At 60.4% G+C, this 17,322-nt stretch carries 12 protein-coding genes; 10 read left to right on the top strand and 2 right to left on the bottom strand.

The annotated features are described in order from the left end of the window. Nucleotides 1-142: 142 nt before the first annotated feature. The 3 genes from ACFFT4_RS25380 to galU all read left to right on the top strand — a co-directional run bounded on the left by ACFFT4_RS25380 (nt 143) and on the right by galU (nt 5,114). Nucleotides 143-2,668, top strand: coding sequence for a U32 family peptidase (locus tag ACFFT4_RS25380; protein ID WP_378051780.1), 2,526 nt, complete (start codon nt 143-145; stop codon nt 2,666-2,668). Nucleotides 2,669-2,860: 192 nt separating this feature from the next. Further along, on the top strand, nt 2,861-4,216 hold the full coding sequence (locus ACFFT4_RS25385; protein ID WP_378051781.1) for a UDP-glucose dehydrogenase family protein: 1,356 nt from the start codon (nt 2,861-2,863) through the stop codon (nt 4,214-4,216). A 22-nt stretch (nt 4,217-4,238) separates the two neighbouring features. After that, nucleotides 4,239-5,114, top strand: a complete 876-nt coding sequence (galU, locus tag ACFFT4_RS25390; RefSeq protein WP_378051782.1) for a UTP--glucose-1-phosphate uridylyltransferase GalU — start codon at nt 4,239-4,241, stop codon at nt 5,112-5,114. Nucleotides 5,115-5,415: 301 nt separating this feature from the next. Here the strand turns inward: galU and ACFFT4_RS25395 are convergent, their stop codons facing one another. Next, nucleotides 5,416-6,279, bottom strand: coding sequence for a helix-turn-helix domain-containing protein (locus ACFFT4_RS25395; protein WP_378051783.1), 864 nt, complete (start codon nt 6,277-6,279; stop codon nt 5,416-5,418). A 433-nt stretch (nt 6,280-6,712) separates the two neighbouring features. Between ACFFT4_RS25395 and ACFFT4_RS25400 the strand changes: the two genes are divergently transcribed. Beyond that, the gene (locus ACFFT4_RS25400; RefSeq protein WP_378051785.1) at nt 6,713-7,732 is read left to right on the top strand and encodes a Gfo/Idh/MocA family protein; all 1,020 of its coding nucleotides are present in this window, start codon (nt 6,713-6,715) and stop codon (nt 7,730-7,732) included. Nucleotides 7,733-8,021: 289 nt separating this feature from the next. Here the strand turns inward: ACFFT4_RS25400 and ACFFT4_RS25405 are convergent, their stop codons facing one another. Next, a complete protein-coding gene (locus tag ACFFT4_RS25405) occupies nt 8,022-8,393 on the bottom strand; it encodes a hypothetical protein (RefSeq protein WP_378051787.1) in 372 nt (123 codons plus the stop codon). Between the two features lie 199 nt (nt 8,394-8,592). Here ACFFT4_RS25405 and ACFFT4_RS25410 point away from each other — a divergent pair, with 199 nt between their 5' ends. The 6 genes from ACFFT4_RS25410 to ACFFT4_RS25435 all read left to right on the top strand — a co-directional run bounded on the left by ACFFT4_RS25410 (nt 8,593) and on the right by ACFFT4_RS25435 (nt 17,137). Beyond that, complete coding sequence (locus ACFFT4_RS25410; RefSeq protein ID WP_378051788.1) at nt 8,593-9,567, top strand: ABC transporter permease; 975 nt, start codon at nt 8,593-8,595, stop codon at nt 9,565-9,567. A gap of 23 nt (nt 9,568-9,590) precedes the next feature. After that, nucleotides 9,591-10,466, top strand: a complete 876-nt coding sequence (locus tag ACFFT4_RS25415; protein WP_378051789.1) for a carbohydrate ABC transporter permease — start codon at nt 9,591-9,593, stop codon at nt 10,464-10,466. A gap of 69 nt (nt 10,467-10,535) precedes the next feature. Beyond that, a complete protein-coding gene (locus ACFFT4_RS25420; RefSeq protein WP_378051790.1) occupies nt 10,536-12,116 on the top strand; it encodes an extracellular solute-binding protein in 1,581 nt (526 codons plus the stop codon). Nucleotides 12,117-12,248: 132 nt separating this feature from the next. Continuing rightward, the gene (locus ACFFT4_RS25425) at nt 12,249-14,003 is read left to right on the top strand and encodes a sensor histidine kinase (RefSeq protein WP_378051792.1); all 1,755 of its coding nucleotides are present in this window, start codon (nt 12,249-12,251) and stop codon (nt 14,001-14,003) included. Next, on the top strand, nt 13,981-14,712 hold the full coding sequence (locus ACFFT4_RS25430) for a response regulator transcription factor (RefSeq protein ID WP_378051794.1): 732 nt from the start codon (nt 13,981-13,983) through the stop codon (nt 14,710-14,712). The genes ACFFT4_RS25425 and ACFFT4_RS25430 overlap by 23 nt, the downstream gene beginning before the upstream one ends. Next, nucleotides 14,696-17,137 (top strand): glycoside hydrolase family 95 protein, encoded by a 2,442-nt coding sequence (locus ACFFT4_RS25435; RefSeq protein ID WP_378051795.1) that lies wholly within the window; start codon nt 14,696-14,698, stop codon nt 17,135-17,137. The genes ACFFT4_RS25430 and ACFFT4_RS25435 overlap by 17 nt, the downstream gene beginning before the upstream one ends. Nucleotides 17,138-17,322: the final 185 nt, after the last annotated feature.

A 17,322-nucleotide genomic window follows, 5' to 3' on the forward strand; every position in this document is an offset into this window, starting at 1 on the left:
TTTTTTGTGCTGCCGCCGGCAAGCCCGCGAACGGCCGCGCAGCGGAGATGGAAACCCAATTTCCTTGACCTGTCCCGTCTTAAGCGCAATAATGAGAACAGCGAATACCGCTTGACAGAAGCGGTTTGGAGGATGAACAGCTATGGTGGACAAAGCCGCCTTGCGGCGTGAAGATATCGAGCTGCTGGCGCCGGCAGGCGACTGGGAATGTATGAGGGCCGCGGTGGCCAACGGGGCCGACGCGGTATTCTTCGGTGTGGAGAAGTTTAACGCGCGGGCCCGAGCGCACAATTTTCAGACGAACGAGCTGCCGGAAATTATGGCTTTCCTGCATAAGTACGGTGTGAAAGGTTTTCTTACCTTTAATATTCTCGTATTCGAGGACGAGCTGCCGGAAGCGCGCAAGCTGATTGAAGCGTGCATCGACGCCGGGGTGGATGCGGTGATCGTTCAGGATTTGGGCCTGGTGAAAATGATCCGTGAGATTTCGCCCGATTTTCCGATTCATGGCTCGACGCAGATGACGATCACCTCTCCCGAGGCGGTTGAATTTACGAAGCCGTTCGGGATGGAACGGGTTGTGCTCGGCCGCGAGAACAATCTGAAGCAGATTCGCAAGATCGGCGAGCAGGCGAAGCTTCCGATGGAGGTTTTCGTGCATGGCGCCTTGTGCGTGTCCTATTCCGGGCAATGTCTTACCTCCGAGGTGTGGGGCGGCCGTTCCGCGAATCGGGGCGAATGCGCGCAGGCCTGCCGCCTGCCGTACGATCTGATGGTCGACGGTGTGCAGCAGCCGATGGGCGATATCGCGTACCTGCTCTCCCCCAAGGACTTGGCCGCGATCGACATCGTGCCCGAGCTGATCGAGGCGGGCGTCGCCTCGTTTAAGATCGAAGGGCGGCTGAAGAGCCCCGAGTATGTGGCTAACGTCGTCAGCAAGTACACTAAAGAGATTGACAAATATTTCGCCGGAGACGAGAACGGGCCTTCGAAGGAGGAGGTTCGGGAGCTGCAGCAGAGCTTCTCGCGCGGCTTTACGCACGGCTTTCTGGAAGGGACGAACAACAAGCAGCTTGTGGAAGGAACGTTCCCGAAGAGCCGCGGCGTATACTTGGGCAAGGTGGAGAAAATATTGCGCGACGCGGTGATCTGCAAGCTGGAGGCTCCGCTGAAGCGCGGCGACGGCATCGTCTTTGACGCGGGCGATCCGACGAAGAAGGAAGAAGGCGGACGCGTCTACGACGTGCGGGTGTCCGGAGCCAAGCTGGAGGGGGAAGCGGCGGAAGGGCTGCGGATCGAGATCGTGCCGGGTCGCAACGACATCGATCTCAACCGCGTGCACGAGGGCGACCGCATCTGGAAAACGAGCGATCCGGCGCTGGACCGGCGTCTGCGCGCCAGCTTCGAGACGGAGAAGCCGTACCGGACGTTCCCGCTCGCCGTCTCCGTATTCGGCCAGGAGGGCGTGCCGCTGCGGACGATCTGGACCGACGTTCGCAAGGAGACGACCGTGGCCGTCGAGTCGGAGATGCAGCTGGAGCGCGCGGAGAAGCGCCCGCTCGGTCATGAGGTGCTGAGTGAGCAGCTCGGCCGTCTCGGCGGGACGCTGTACCGGCTCGATCAGCTCGAAGTCGGGCTGAAGGGCGACGTCATCGTGCCCAAGAGCGAGCTGAACCGGATGCGGCGCGAAGCGGTCGAGCAGTTGGAGGCGATGCGGGAGCTGCCGCCCCGATATATCAAGCGGCAGATCGACGAGTTCGCCGACGCGTTCGATTCCGATGCGGCCGATGTCGGCGTAAAGCCGAGCGAGGTGAAGCTGACGGCGCTGTGCCGGACGCTGGAGCAGGTGAAGGCGGTCGCGCAGACGGAGGTCGAGCTGATCTATGCCGACTTCGAGTTCATCAAGCAGTTCCCGGATGCGATTCAAGCGTGCCGCGAGGCGGGCAAGCGGATCGCGCTTGTCACGCCGCGCATCCACATGCCGGGCGAGAACGGCTACCACCGCAACATTCTGAACCTGAAGCCGGATGCCGTGCTCGTCCGCAATACGGGCGCGCTGTACTATTATATGAAGAATCGGATGGAGAACCCGGGCGAGGCTCATCCGCTGCTGATCGGGGACTTCTCGCTGAACGTGGCGAACCACAAGACGGTCAATCTTTTCCGCGAAGCGGGCCTCGACTGGGTGACGCCTTCCTACGACCTGAACATTCAGCAGATGGTCGACATGCTGCGCCGGGCCGATACGTCCCGCCTGGAGGTCGTCATCCATCAGCATATGCCGATGTTCCATACCGAGCACTGCGTCTACTGCACGTTCATGAGCGAAGGCACGAACTATACGAACTGCGGCCGCCCTTGCGAGGAGAAGCGGGCGTCGCTGCAGGATCGAATCGGCATGTCGCATCCGGTGCGCGTGGACGAGGGCTGCCGCAATACGGTGTACAACGCGATCGAACAGTCCGGCTCGGAATATCTGGACCTGTTCATGGAGCTGGGCGTCCGCTCCTACCGCGTCGAATTCCTCGAGGAGAGCGCCGACAAGGTGCACGAGGTGCTTACCCTTTACCGCGCCGCCATCGACGGCCGCATTTCCGGCTCCGAGGTATGGCGCAAGCTCAAGGCGATCAACCAGCTCGGCGTTACGCGCGGCCAACTGGTGAAATAGACGAATTATACCAAGCTCCGTTCCCGCTTCGTGCGGGGCGGGGCTTTTTTCTTGTATCTGGAAATCGCGCATCCATACAAATTTACACTCCCTTAACACAAACGCGAAATTTCGTTTTCAATTCGATGCTACAATCGTTTTCAAGAACATTTGACGCGCATGGGCGCGATGAAAATAGAGGAGGCTCGGAGCATGAAAATAGCGGTTGCGGGAGCGGGAGTAACCGGGCTGACGATAAGCGCGGGATTCGCGGAGCTGGGGCATACGGTGCGCTGCGTGGACGGAGATTCGGGGAAAATGGCGTTGCTGTCGCAAGGGCTCGTTCCTTATCGCGAGCCGGGGCTGGAATCGCTCGTGCTGCGGAACGTCGCCGCGGGGCGTCTGGGCTTCGGCAACGATCCGTCGGGAGTCATGAATGAAGCGGAATTGCTGTTCATTGCCGTCGCCACGCCCGCGGACGAGCGGGGAGACATGTCGCTGGCCGCGTTGTGGAAGACGATCGAGCGCATCGAAGCGTGGCCGGCCGACGGCCGCAAGCGGCTGATCGCCATCGCCAGCACCGTGCCGGTCGGCACGGCGGAGAGGGCGGAGTCGCGCCTGCGCGCCCGGCTGCCGGCAAGCTGCGAGGTGGAGGTGGCGGCCATCCCGGAATTCATGCGGGAGGGGAGGGCCGTTCGCGATTTCTTCGAGCCGGCGCGGATTGTGATCGGAACGGCGACCGACGAGGCCGCGGACACACTGACGCAGCTGCATCGCAGACTGCCCGGTCCGATTCTGGCCACCGACCGCAGAAGCGCCGAACTGGCCAAGCTGGCCGCCAACGCGTGCCTGGCGGTCAAAATCTCGTTCGCGAACGAGATGGCCGCTTTCGCGGAGCAGGTCGGCGCGGACTATCCTTCGGTGGCGCAATCGCTGGGGCTGGACCCGCGGATCGGGCCTTATTTTCTCGAAGCGGGTCTCGGCTTCGGCGGCTCCAGCATGCCGCGGGATACGCATGCGCTCGTCCGCATGGCCGACGACGCGGGCGCTCCGCAGACGCTCGTGGAAGCCGCGGTGCGCGCGAACGCGATGCTGCCGCTGCGCATGGTCCGCAAGCTGGAAGCCGCGCTGTCCGACCCGGCCCGCCGCAAGGTGGCGCTGCTCGGCCTGTCCTGCAAGCCGGGAACCGACGATATGCGGGACGCACCGTCGCTGCGTCTGATCGCGGAACTGAACCGCCGCCATCCCGGCATTGCGCTGACCGCGTACGATCCCGAAGCCGGAGCCGCCGCCCGCAGGCTGCTGCCCGCCGCGGTCGCGATATGCGAGTCGGCCGAAGCGGCTTTGCGCGGAGCGGACGCCGCGATTGTCGTGACGGGTTGGAGCGAGTTCAGGCAGATTCAGGCGCAGGACTTTAAAAATTGGATGAGCCGACCTATAATTATGGATGGAAGAAACGTTCTGGACGCCGCGGGCCTGAATGCGCAGGGAGTTGTCTGCATCGGGGTCGGGCGGCTGCCGTCCATTCCCGGGCCGTCCTCTCGCAAGGCGGGCGAGCTCGCATTGTAACCGTAGAGAGGATGCCTGCAAGATGAAGATTCGCAAGGCGATTATTCCCGCGGCGGGGTTGGGGACCCGTTTCCTTCCGGCAACGAAAGCGATGCCGAAGGAGATGCTGCCCATCATCGACAAGCCCGGGATTCAATACATCGTGGAAGAAGCGGTCGCGGCCGGCATCGAAGATATTTTGATCGTGACGGGTAAAGGCAAACGCGCCATCGAGGATCATTTCGACAGCTCCTACGAGCTGGAGCAGAACCTGCTGAGCAAGGGCAAGCTGGATTTGCTGTCGGAGGTGCAGAAGCCGTCCGAGCTGATCGATATTCACTATATTCGGCAGAAGGAGCCGAGAGGGCTCGGGCACGCCATCTGGTGCGCCCGCAAGTTCATCGGGAACGAGCCCTTCGCCGTGCTGCTCGGCGACGATATCGTCCAGTCGGAGGTGCCGTGCCTGAAGCAGATGATCGAGGTGTACGACCGGGTTCAAGGTTCGGTGCTCGCCGTGAAGAAGGTGCCGGACGACGAGGTGTCGCGGTACGGCATCGTCGATCCCGATCCGTCCGGAGGCGACGGGGACCGGATCATGAAGGTTCGCGGCGTTGTGGAGAAGCCGGCGCCCGAGAGCGCGCCATCCAACGTGGCGATTATCGGACGGTATATTTTGACGCCGGCGATCTTCGATATTTTGGAGACGCAGGACGTCGGGGCCGGAGGAGAGATCCAGTTGACCGACGCGATCTACCGGCTCATGCGCGACGAATCCGTCTATGCGTACAAGTTCCAGGGCACGAGGTACGATACGGGAGAGAAGCTCGGCTACTTGAAGACGATCATCGACTTCGCGCTGGAGCGGCCGGACCTGAAGGACGACATCCGTGCTTATCTCGAAGAGAAGCTGGGACGTTGACCGACCGGCGCGTATGACGAAGCTCCAAGGCTCAGTGGAACAGCACCGACCGAGACATTATCCATGCCTATAGATAGACTGTCCCATCAGCAGGGGCGTACAAGATGATCGATGAAAAAGAAGAAGCATCTGTCTCCTGGAGACTGCCTCATACGTTCCTGAAATCACCGCTTAACGGGTTAACCTTATCAGATTTCAGGATCGTATAGCATCGGAAGGAGATAGATGCGGCTTGCAACCTTCCATCGATCATTGTTCGGTACGCCTCTTTTGCTTATGGGACATCGAAGAGCCGACAGACTCACGAACGGCCGCTCGCCCGGGCGCGAATTTGCGTAGGAGTGGCGTTGCGGATTTTTTTGAATACCCGTCCGAAATAGGTCATGTTGGAGAATCCGACCTGCGAGGCGATCTCCGTGACCGGACTGGCGGTCTCGAGCAGCAGCCGCTCGGCTTCCCGGACGCGCAGCAGATGCACGTACTCGATCAACGTTCTGCCGGTCACCCGCTTAAACATGCGGCAGAAGTAGTTCGGGCTCAGGTTGACGATTTTTGCCGCCTGCTCTACCGTGATCGTCTCCCGATAGCGGCTGCGCAAGTCGTGGAGCAGGCCGGAGAAGTCGTAGGCCTGTGGCGGCGGGGCGGCGCGCTGCATGGCGGCGGACTGCTTGGCGTTGCGGAAATATTGGCCGAAGACGCGCAGCAGCTCGGCCTTGACGATCAGCTCGTAGCCGGGCCGTTTCTGCCCGAATTCCAGCACGAGCCGTTCGAAGGCGGCCCCGATCTCCTTCATCTCCGGCTCGTCCGCGCGCATAAAGCCGGGCCATTTCTGACGCTGGATCAAATAAGGCTGGAAGTAGTTGCTTTCCGTAATATCCAGTCCGCTTCCGCGTACGAGCGCTTCGTTGAAGACGATGCAGACCAGCTCCGAGTCCGGCGCGAGCACGGCGGCTCCGTGCAGCTGCCTGGAGTTGACGAAAGCCGCCTCGCCTTGCCCGAGCACCCGATAATCGGCGTCGATCTGGATGCGGGCTTGTCCGGCCTTGACGAAAATCCATTCGATATGATCGTGCCAATGAAGCGGCACGTTGCGGACAAAGAAAATATTGATCGGGAACGTGCGGTCGGGAATCCAGGTATTCTCTTTGTGGGGACTGCTCGTCATTTCGAAGCTCTCCTTCCTCCTCGAGGCCCGCTGGCCGGATTCGCACGATATTCTCGCAAAAGCGGATCTACGGCGCCATCACGGCGACAATCTGATTATAAACGGCGTAAGATCGTACGAATAGAGGGTAATTTCGTTTCTGGCGGCGTCCGCGGGATTACGCTACGATAAGAGCAGCAGCCAACTTGGCGGCGCGACGGGCGGAGAAGGACATTTCGCTGCGAAGCCGTCGCGGCCAGGGCGTGTATGCCTACTCCGAGGACAGCAGATATTGCCGAATTATCGTTCCATGCATGGAACTTTTGTGAAGGCGCACCGGAGGTACGTCAAGCAAAAATGACGAAGCAGGGGGCGAAAAGGCGGTGAAAGATGCCCCTGAGCGGGTTTGCATACACGCCCTAGGACGAGATCGTCGAATCGGGGGAGACGGAGCATGGTCAAATCGCACAAAATTATCGTAGCCGGCTGCGGCGGCATGTCGCAGGCGTGGATCGCGGACGCGGTCGCGCGGGAGAACGCCGAAATCGTGGCGCTGGTCGACTTGTTCGAAAATACAGCCAAGGCGGCGGCCGAACGCCACGGGTTAACCGTGCCGATCTTCGCCGATCTGGAGGCCGCGCTGGCGGCGACCGACGCGAATCTGGTGTTCGACGTGACGATTCCGGCCAGCCACAAGCAGATCGTGACGACCGCGCTGCGGGCCGGGGTTCACGTGCTGGGCGAGAAGCCGATGGCGGAATCGCTCGCGGACGCCGAGGAGATCGTGCGCGTCAGCGAGGAGACCGGCAGGCGGTACGCGGTTATGCAGAATCGCCGGTACATGAAGCCGATCCGCGCGTACCGCGACCTGGTCCGGTCGGGGAAGCTGGGCGACATCGGCTCGATCCATGCCGATTTTTTCCTCGGGCCGCACTTCGGCGGATTCCGGGACGCGATGGACAGTCCGCTGATCGTCGACATGGCGATCCATACGTTCGACCAGGCCCGGTTCATTACCGGAGCCGACCCGGTGTCCGTCTACTGCCACGAGTACAATCCGCCCGGCTCCTGGTACAAGGGGGACGCTTCGGCCGTCTGTATTTTCGAGATGGACAACGGCATCGTGTTCAGCTACAACGGCTCATGGTGCGCGGAAGGGCTGAACACCTCGTGGGAGGCCGATTGGCGGGTGACCGGGAGCAAGGGGAGCGCCGTCTGGGACGGAACGAATTTGCCTGTCGGCGAGGCGGTCGATGAGACGGAAATCGGCGGCTTCATGAACGCGTTTAAGCGGCTGGACGTTCCGGCAGCCTACGAAGGGCGCAGCGGGCACGACGGCTGCCTGGACGAAATGTTCGCCAGCCTCGAGGAGGATCGTCCCGCGGAGACGGACTGCCGCGATAACATCAAGAGCATGAAGATGGTGTTCGGAGCGGTGGAGAGCGCGAGAACGGGCAAGAAGGTCATGCTGTAATCCGATACGATACGGCGATACGGCCGAGGAACGATGGAGTGTCCGATATCGAAATAAGCGAAAACGGCGGCAGCCGGAGCAGAGCTCCGGTCTCCGTCGTTTTTTCTATGGTTGACCAGGGCGTACATGAACTCGTCAGTTCCTCTCTTGGAGTAACCCTCTTGGAGTAACCCCTGTACGAAATAGATTCTAGATTCTTCTTTCGCTCTCTCTGCCCCGTGCGCCAATGTGCGATTTTTTCGTGCTTTTCCCCGCTTTTCGAGCGCCAAAGTCAGTCGAAGCCGCCTATTTACAGCCCACTCGTCAACGGAAACGTCGGAATAACGGTCCGCCAGACCGTTAAACGGCCGATCATCGGAGGAATCCTCGGAATAACGGTCCGCCAGACCGTTAAAAGACCGATCACCGGAGGAACAGCCGGAATAACGGTCCGCCAGACCGTTAAAAGGCCGATCATCGGGGGAATCCCCGGAATAACGGTCCACCAGACCGTTAAAGGGCCGGTCATCGGAGGAATCCCCGGGATAACGGTCCGCCAGACCGTTAAAGGGCCGATCATCGGAGGAATCCCCGGGATAACGGTCCACCAGACCGTTAAAGGACCGATCATCGGAGGAATCCCCGGGATAACGGTCCGCCAGACCGTTAAAGGGTCGGTCATGGAGGAATCCCCGGGATAACGGTCTGTCGGAGGCAGGAGGTCGTACGAGTTGGCTTCCGCAACAGCGCGTCGGTTCATAGAGAGAGTCAGTTGGAATGGAGCGGACGCGGGCTTAAAAAATGACAATCCGATCTTAAGAATGTTGTCTATCTGCCTCCTGCCGGCGGAGGTAAGATGAGAAGCAGGAGGGATGACGGACATGGAACTGGAGAGGAAGGCGGATAGCCCCTTAACGGCCTTCGCCGCGTTTCGAAAGCGTTTCAAAAAGGAAAGGGCGATGCATCTGTTCGTCGGACTGGGCATCGCGTTCCTGCTGGTGTTCAACTATATTCCGATGTTCGGCATTCTGATGGCGTTCAAGAAATATTCCATCGTCAGCGGAATTCCCGGAATATTCACCAGCCCGTGGGCCGGCCTCGCTCATTTCAAGGAATTTGTAAGCGATTACCGTTTCGGGGAAATCGTCCGCAACACGATCGCGCTCAGCCTGTTGAAGGTCGTCTTTACGTTCCCGGCGCCGATTCTGTTCGCCATTCTGCTGAACGAGGCGCGGCATATGCTGTTCAAGCGTTTCGTCCAGACCGTCAGCTACTTGCCTCACTTCATCTCCTGGGTCGTCGTCGTGGGTCTGTCCTTCTCGTTCTTCTCCACGGACATCGGCATCGTCAACAAGCTGCTCGTTGGTTGGGGCTGGACGGACAAGCCGCTCGCTATTCTGACGGGCGCCAATTACTTCTGGGGCTTGGCCGTCGGCAGCGCCGTATGGAAGGAGATGGGCTGGTGGGCGATCATCTTCCTGGCGGCGATCGCGGGCATCAATCCCTCCCTGTACGAAGCCGCGCAGATCGACGGCGCCGGCCGGCTGGCGCGCATCTGGCACATTACGCTTCCCGGCATCCGGGGAACGGTCGTCGTGGTTATGATTTTGACGATCGGCAGCATTCTCGGCGGGGGATTGGTCGGCTCGAACTTCGAGCAGGCTTACTTGCTCGGAAATGACCTGAACAATTCGACGTCGGAGATCGTGCAGACGTACGCGTTCAAGGTCGGGCTCGCCGACGGCAGGTACTCGTATGCCGCCGCGATTGATCTGATTCAGTCGATCATCTCTGTGACGCTGATTTTCGCCAGCAACGCGATCGCCAGGCGAACGTCCGGTTCCAGTCTGTTCTGATTCGCCCGGAAAGGAGGGCCGACATGTTAAGAAGAAGCGCGGAGGATACTGCGGTGGATGTCGTCGTATACGGCCTGCTGCTCCTCGTCTTATGCGTCACGTTGTATCCATTTTATTACGTGCTCGTTATCTCGTTTAACGAAGGCAAGGATTCCGTGCTGGGCGGCGTTTATTTCTGGCCGCGGAAGCTCACGTTCGAGAATTACGACATTTTCCTGTCCGACTCGAACTGGTACCGGGCGCTGGGCGTCACGGCCGCAAGAACGGTCGTCGGAGCCGGGCTGAGCGTGCTGCTCACCGCTCTTGTCGCCTACGGGCTTTCCCAAAGGCAATTGCTGTTCAAGCGGACGTACTTTGCGATCGTCATCGTCGCGATGTATTTTTCCGGAGGATTGATCCCTTATTACGTCGTGCTTCGTTCGCTGAAGCTGCTGAACTCGTTCGCGGTGTACGTCGTTCCGACGATGCTCAGCACGTTTTTCCTGCTGATCGCCGTTTCCTTCTTCCGCGAAATTCCGCAGGAGCTGAGGGAATCCGCGCACATCGACGGAGCCGGCGAGCTTAAAGTGTTCGGCCGGATCATTCTGCCCGTTTCGGCGCCGCTTCTGGCGACGATGGCGCTGTTCGTCGGCGTCGGACAGTGGAATTCCTGGCTCGATTCCGCCTATTTCGTGCAATCCGACGCGTTAAGGACGCTGACCTACCGAATGATGGAGATTATCAACAAGAGCCAGATTCCGACCGATGCGGTCGCCTTCGCGACGGGCGCCTCGAACGTGACGAGCTATTCCCTGCAGGTAACGTCGATGGTCGTCTCGATCGTGCCGATCGTATGCGTCTATCCTTTTCTCCAGCGGCATTTCGTCGGCGGCATGATGCTGGGATCGGTGAAGGAGTAGAAGTTTTCGAAGGTTATTAGAGCGCTAAGCTTTAATATAAAAAAACGACAAGCAACGGAGGGGTATCGCATGGAAAAGCGTTTTACGTGGAAAAAAGGGGCTGCGGCCGCGGCGTCCTTGACGCTGATAGGCGGGCTGCTCGCGGCATGCGGCGGCAACGGCGATAACGGCGGCGCGGCGAGCGGGAGTCTGGCGCCAAGCGTGGGGGGCTCGCAGGCGGCGACGGACGGCGAACCGATCGAGCTGTCGCTGTTCATCAACCATTCCTGGTATCCGATCAACCAATGGGTCGGTCCGATCGCCGACGAGATTACGAAGCGCACGGGGGTCAAGCTGAAGGTGAACGTCGCGACGGACGAGAAGCAGCTTCCGCTGGCAATCGCTTCCGGAGATCTTCCGGATCTGATCTTCTCGTCTTCGGAGCTCGACCGGCTGTCCAATCCGGACATCTCCTACGCGTGGGACGAATTGATCGCCCAGTACGCGCCGGACTTCCAGATCGATCCGACCCGAATCGCGATCAATACGGTCGACGACGGTCATTTCTACACGGTGCGCAACGCGTTCGCCACCCAGGAGGAGTGGGACGCGAGCAAATACGCGCTGGGCAACGACGGCAATCCGGGAGTCGCCGTGCGCGAAGACATTTTGCAGGAGCTGGGCAACCCGCAAGTCGAGACGCTCGACGATTTCGTCGCCCTGTTGGAAGCGGTGAAGAGCAAGCATCCCGACATGATTCCGCTGGTGCTGGACATCAACTGGACGGAGGCTTACTTCCAGGCGCAATTCGGCGTTACGCCGGCCGATCTGTGGCACGAGCAGGACGGCCAAGTGCAGCTTGGCATCGGCGATCCGCGAATTCTCGACTACTATCGGTTCATGAACGAGCTGTACCGCAAAGGGCTGATCTTGGCCGAGAACTTCGCTTACGCCAACGACCAGATCGACGATCAGTACGCGACGAGCGGCAAAGCCTTCGCGCATATGCACACGGTCAGCATCGCGGATCGCGACAACCTGGCTCTGGAGAAGACAAGCGAGACGTTCCGCTTTAAGCAATTGCCCACCAAGCTGTCGCCCGACGCGCTGCGCATCAACGACGGCGTCGGCTTCTCCGGGGTATTCATTACGAAGAACAACAAGCATCCCGAGGAATCGATCAAGCTGATGCAGTTTCTGGCCAGCGACGAGGGCAAGAAGCTGACCATGTTCGGCATCGAAGGCGAGCATTGGACCTGGAACGAGGAAGGCTATCCGAACTTGAAGTACAACCCTGCGGATACGGACTTCGTTACCAAGAACGGCATCAAATGGTGGTATTTGTACTCCGACGCCATCGTAGAAGGGCTGTGGGGCTACGTTCCCGGCACGCAGACGACGCAGGCGCTCATCGAGACGAAGGAGATCACGCAGTATAAGCCCGAGCTCGGCCTCATTCAAGTAAAAGCGGATACGGAGGAGCGCACGATCAAGACGAAGATCGAAGAGCTGATCAAGAACGAGCGGGTCAAGATCATTTTGTCCGATTCGCCGGAGCAGGTGGAGAAAAACTACAACGCGATGCTGGACAACGCCAGGAAGATCGGCCTGGATCGGTTAAACGCGTGGGCGAACGAGGAGTACGCGAAGAAGAAGGTACTGTTCAAGTAATTGAACGTTCCGAGCCGGCGCCCGGGAGGGGCGAAGCGTCAAGCTTCCCCCTCTGTCGGCGCGCTTGCCGCCATGTTATGCTGAGGAAGGTGGGCCATGAGGAACGCCCCGGCCGGAAGGAGCATAACCGACATGAGCATCGTGAAAAAAATGGTCGTCGGCTACTTTGTCATCGTATTCGTTCCCGTCCTCTCTTTCGGGATTTATTTTTATAACCAGGTGTACGACAATATGCTGCAGCGGTTCGGGGAGAGCCGCCAACAGATTATTCGCCAAGCCTACTCCAACCTGCAGGTCGAGATGACCAACATCGAATCGATCTATCAATTGCTGCAGTACAACGCTTATGTCGTCGAGTACCTGGACGGAACGTATGCGAAGGAAGGCGACAGCGTCTATTCTTTCTTGAAGTATATTCGGCCTCTGCTCGCGTATCCGATGTTGGGGCGCTCGGAAATTCAGTCGATCCGGCTGTACAAGAACAAGCCGGAAGTGTTCCCGATCGTGGATCAGGTCATCGACCTGTCGGAGTTGGACGAACGGCGCGCGATCGAGACGAGTTCCCTGCCTCCCGGCAAGGGCATGTGGTTTCGCGATGCGGCAAGTCCGGAATCGCTGGAGCTGCTCTACGTCCAGCCTATTTATAACGACCGGTTTACCGAGAAGCTGGGCTTGATGGAGGTTCGGGTTCGCCCGGGCATGCTGGATCAATTTTTCGAAGCGCTGGGGAGCAGGGACGGATGGGAGATCTATCTGCTGTCCGGGGCGGGGGAGCCGCTGCAGGCGCGCAACGCCGATCCGAAGCGCCCTTCGTTCGACCTGGCGCGGCTCAAGGATTCGTCCGACAATGCCGTGCTGTTCAACGGAGATTTCATCGCCAACGGACTCGCGCTCGAGGAGCTGGACATGAAGGTTGTTGTCGTCGGACGGGGGAACGAGCTGTTCCGTTCGATCAACGAGCGGGAGGTGCTGCTGATCGGCGGCATCGTCCTGCTGCTGCTCACGCTGTCGGTCATCTATTATACGATGTTCCTGTCCATCGGCAGGCGGATCAGCCGCTTGTCGCGGCATATGCGCTATGTCGGGGAAGACAGCCTGCGTCTGGTGGACGTTCCGCGCAAGCAGGACGAGATCGGCTCGCTCTACGGCTCCTACAACGCGATGATCCGGCGGATCGACGAGCTGATCAACAACGTTCACCGCGCGGAGCTGCGCCATAAGGAAGCTGCGTACAAGGTGCTGCAGGCGCAGGTAAAGCCGCATTTTCTGTACAATACGCTCGAATCGATTCGGATGCTGGCCGTCGCCAACGACGATACCGAAGTGGCCGAAGTTTCGTTCGCGTTCGGGCAGCTCATGAGATACAGTCTCGGCTCCCGGCGGGAGGACACGGAATTGGCCGCGGAGCTTGACATCGTCGCCAATTTCCTCAAGGTGCACAAGGTGAGGTTCCGCGATAGACTGCATTACGAGCTCGACGTTCAGGCCGATATTGCAAACGTTTACTGTCCGAGGTTTATGCTTCAGCCCCTGGTGGAAAATTGCGTCGTGCACGGATTGTCCAAGGTCAGAAGACCGGTCTTCATTCGGATTGCCGTGCGGGAGACGCCGTCCGAGATCGTCGTCGAGATCGCGGACGACGGGGCGGGCATTCCCGGGGAACGGCTGCAGGCGATTCGTTCCGAGCTTCGCAAGCCGGGCGGCGGAGCCTCGTCCGCGGCGGATACGGAAGGCATCGGGCTGATTAACGTGAGCGAACGGATCAAGTCGTTCTTCAAGGGAAACTCGCGGCTTGAGATCGACGGCAAGGAAGGCGCGGGGACGGCGTGCGTTCTGTATCTAGACAAAGGCGGGGTGATGGGGCGTGAATCTGCTGCTGGTGGATGACGAGCCTTTGATTTTGGACGGTCTGGCCAAGCTCGTGGAGCGCTCCGATCTGTCGCGCGTCCGGATCCGGAAAGCGGCGGACGCGTTCGAAGCGCTCGAGATCATGGGGGAATTTATGCCCGACGTTACGATCACGGATTTGAACATGCCGGAGCAATCGGGCTTCGAATTGATCGCCAACGCGCGCAAGGCGATGTACTGCGACCGCTTTATCATTTTGACCGGTTACGACGAATTCGAATACGCCCGCCAAGCGGTGCGCACCGGGGTGCTCGACTATCTGCTCAAGCCGATCGACGAGACGGAGGTGCTGCGGCTGCTCCGCGGCGTCGCCGAGCAGCTGGAAGCTTCCGGAGCGGAGGCGGCGGAATCCGACTGCCACATGAGCCGGATCAAGCCATATATCGAAGCGAATTATCGCGAAGACTTGTCGCTGGATACGCTGACTTCCTTGACCGGTCTTCATCCCAATTATATCAGCGGACTGTTCCGCAAGGAGACCGGGGACACGTTCGTCCATTATTTGAATTCGCTGCGCGTTCGCAAAGCCTGCGAGCTGCTCGTCTCGCAGCGCAGAACGTCGGTTAACCGTATCGGCCAGCAGGTCGGATTCGAGAATCCGCAGCATTTTATCAAGGTGTTCAAAAAGGAAACGGGCATGACCCCGGGAGCTTACCGAGAGGAGAATCGCGATGACGGAACGAAATAAAGGCGGGCATTCGGAACGGTTAAAGCTCTGGTACCGCCGTCCGGCGGCAAGCTGGGAGGAGGCGCTGCCGATCGGCAGCGGCCGGTTGGGGGCGATGGTCTACGGCGGGACGGACGAGGAGGTTCTGCAGCTGAACGAGGACAGTCTCTGGTCCGGATCGTTCCGGGAATTGAACCGGCCGCAAGCGCTTGAAAATTTGCAGGAGACGCGGCGGCTGGCGGCCGAAGGGCGTTATGTCGCCGCGCAGACGCTGGCGGAAGAGAAGCTGCTCGGCGAATGGAACGAATCGTACGTGCCGCTCGGGCATTTGCGGCTGTCGCTGGACATTGCCGGCGACACGTCCGGCTACCGGCGGGAGCTGGACCTGGACTCCGCGTGCGTTCGGACGGAGTTCGAGGCGGGCGGCGTCTCGTATCGGCGGGAGGTTTTCGCCTCCGCGCCGGCCGGGGCGATCGTCGTTCGGCTGACGGCCAGCCGGCCGGGAGCGATCGGCTTGCGGGCGAGGCTCGACAGTCCGCTGCGGCACGCGTCCTTCCCGACGGCGGGCGGCGTGTCCGGCCCGGCCCGCATCGAGATGACGGGACGCTGTCCCGACCACGTGGAGCCGAACTACGCCGAATGCGACGAGCCGGTCGTCTATTTCGACGGCGATGGCAGCAGCACTAAATTCGGCGCCATCGCCGAAGTGACGGCCGAAGGAGGCGAGATCGGCGCGGCGGACGGCGGGATCTCCGTGCGGGGAGCCGACTCCGTTACGATCGTGCTGGCCGCGGACAGCGACGGGCGAAGCCGCAGGGCCGGAACCGCCGAAGCGGACACGCCGGCGGACCGCTGCCGGGCGAGGCTGGACGCCATTCGGGGCATCGCGTACGAGACGCTGCTGGAGCGCCATCTGGAGGATCATCGCGGCCTGTTCCGCCGGGTAAGCTTGAGGCTGGACGATCCGAGCTCCGTGGCCGCGAACGCTGAGGGAACAGTATCGACGGCGGATCTGCCGACGGACGAACGGATGAGGCGCGTCCGCGAAGAAGGAGCCGAAGATCCGGACCTGACGGCGCTGCTGTTCCAGTACGGGCGTTATCTGCTCATCGCCAGCTCGCGCCCGGGAAGCGAGCCCGCAAACCTGCAAGGAGTGTGGAATCGGGAGGTTCGCGCGCCCTGGAGCAGCAATTACACGATCAACATCAACACGCAGATGAATTACTGGGTTGCCGAAGCGTGCAATCTGAGCGAGTGCCACGAGCCCCTGTTCGATCTGATCGACCAGATCAGCCGGAACGGACGGGATACGGCGCGTATTCACTACGGAGCCCGAGGCTGGACGGCTCACCACAACGTCGATTTCTGGCGGACGACCGTGCCGGCCAAAGGCAAAGCCTGCTGGTCGCTGTGGCCGATGGGCGGCGTATGGCTGACGCTCCACCTGTGGGACCGGTACGCTTTTACGCTGGATCGGGCTTTCCTGGAAGATCGGGCGTATCCGATTATGAAAGAGGCTGCGCTGTTCTGTCTCGACTGGCTGATCGAGGACGCGGACGGCTGGCTCGTCACTTCTCCTTCGACTTCTCCTGAAAATACGTTTCTGTCTCCGGAAGGCGCGGAGTCGGCCGTCAGCCCGGGCGCGACGATGGATATGTCGCTTATTCGCCAATTGTTCCTCAATGTGATGGAGGCTTCGCGCGTGCTGGACGCGGACCGCGATTTTCGCGAGGAAATCGGGCGAGCTTATCTGCGCCTGCTTCCGATGAGGATCGGGCGGCACGGCCAGCTGCAGGAATGGTCGATCGATTTCGACGAGATCGAGCCGGGCCATCGTCATTTCTCCCATCTGATCGGACTTTTTCCGGGCAATCTGGTAGACATGCGGGGAGATGCCGAGCGGGCGGAGGCCTACCGGAGATCGCTGGACCGGCGGCGGGATCACGGCCAGGGCCAGGCGGGCTGGGTCGGCGCCTGGGCGATCCACTTCCGGGCCCGTCTGGGCGACGCGCCGGAAGCGGGGCGTTACGTGAACGAGGTTCGCAAGCGGATGTACGCGAATTTGTTTAACGGCTTCGGCGTGTTTCAGATTGACGGCAACTTCGGATTGACCTCGGGTATCGCCGAGATGCTGCTGCAAAGCCATGACGGCGAGATCGGCATACTGCCGGCGCTTCCGCCCGCCTGGACCTCGGGAGCTGTATCGGGATTGCGGGCCCGGGGCGGCCGGGAGGTCGATATCGAATGGCGCGCGGACGGAGCGGTTCAGGTGCGCTTGCGCGCCGAGCGCGCCGGTCCGTGCCGGGTGCGTCTGCCCGCTTCGGCCGGCAAGGCGAAGGGGATCGTCCGCGTGGAGAACGGCGCGGGCGTGCCCTTCGGTTCCCCGGAGCCGGGAGTGTACGAATGGATGGCGGAAGCGGGAGCCGGGTATACGTTTAGCTTTTAATGCGCGAGGATTGCGGGAATAGGCCGCGAACCGCCGGGGAGGCTTCCCTGGCGGTTTGCTTGCGTATCGGATTATAAACGGTATGGACGTATCGGCACTGTCGCTATCGCACCGCATGGACTGTTCGTTTCTCATCGCGACTTTTTCATTGTCTGAAATTGGAAGCGCGTGTTACTCTATAGATG

The sequence above is a fragment of the Cohnella cellulosilytica genome, from assembly GCF_042431195.1.
Classification (GTDB): domain Bacteria; phylum Bacillota; class Bacilli; order Paenibacillales; family Paenibacillaceae; genus Cohnella; species Cohnella cellulosilytica.